Source organism: Endozoicomonas sp. Z74, assembly GCF_057680865.1.
Genome location: NZ_JBLYZI010000268.1, coordinates 1 through 751 on the forward strand (window position 1 = coordinate 1; position 751 = coordinate 751).

General features: G+C 47.1%; 3 protein-coding genes. All 3 read right to left on the bottom strand.

What is annotated here, in order from left to right; all coding sequences use genetic code 11:
• The coding region (locus ACNRUY_RS26685) for a hypothetical protein (protein WP_488114696.1) at positions 1 to 284 on the bottom strand (284 nt) is incomplete at its 3' end.
• A complete protein-coding gene (locus ACNRUY_RS26690; protein ID WP_488114697.1) occupies positions 281 to 436 on the bottom strand; it encodes a hypothetical protein in 156 nt (51 codons plus the stop codon). The genes ACNRUY_RS26685 and ACNRUY_RS26690, both read right to left, overlap by 4 nt.
• On the bottom strand, positions 436 to 751 hold a 316-nt coding region (locus tag ACNRUY_RS26695), incomplete at its 5' end, for a hypothetical protein (protein WP_488114698.1). The genes ACNRUY_RS26690 and ACNRUY_RS26695, both read right to left, overlap by 1 nt.

Below are 751 nucleotides of genomic sequence, written 5' to 3' on the forward strand. Positions count from 1 at the left end.
GCTTTTTCGTCCTGTTCTTTTTTCCTGGCCTGCTCCCTGCATTGTTCTTCCTGCTGAGTCAATAAAGCGATTGTTCGAACCTGATAATTTACTCCCTTTTCATCCAACAGCTCTCTAACTGCTTCAATCGTGCTTTTAGAAATAATCAATTCAGCCCCGGCCAGACTCCACGCGGTTCGCAAACGCCCCTTTTTACCAAATCCACAAAACCAGCGGCCAGAATCAGCAACAAATATCGCCTTCGCTTCAATCAAAGGCTCCCCAACACAATGAAAAGCACTCATACCAGCACCACCCCGCAGCTATTCAGGCCACTGGAAACCGCCATTCCGAGGGCATAGCCATAGATGACCACCTCGCCCAGCCACGAGGCAAACCTAACCAGTTTTTTGGAATGACCGGACTTTTTCCCGATTTTGGTAATGAACGGAGGCATTATTCAAAATCCCCCTGCTTAACTCTCTCTACCAAACGCTCAAGGGTAATAACCGCCGAACCATAGGCTTTACATCTACCCCCTTCCCACATTTCCCCATAACCATTGCCCGATTCTCTATCTTCTCTTTGTATCTTTTTTGCCTCTCCCAAATACTCACGGAACAATTTCAATCGCGCCTCAAGATCATCTAAAAGTTTTTCTTTTTTCATTTGACCCGCGCCCCCTGGAGTTGTTTTTCTGCCCATCGAACCGTGTTTTGAAGCCTCATTGCCATTTGCAATAATTCGCCCTGGCTCGGTTCGTCTTTCCACA

What these genes read in the sequence shown, in the direction of transcription:
- ACNRUY_RS26690 (WP_488114697.1), bottom strand. Translation starts at nt 436, where the DNA reads ATGCCTCCGTTCATTACCAAAATCGGGAAAAAGTCCGGTCATTCCAAA.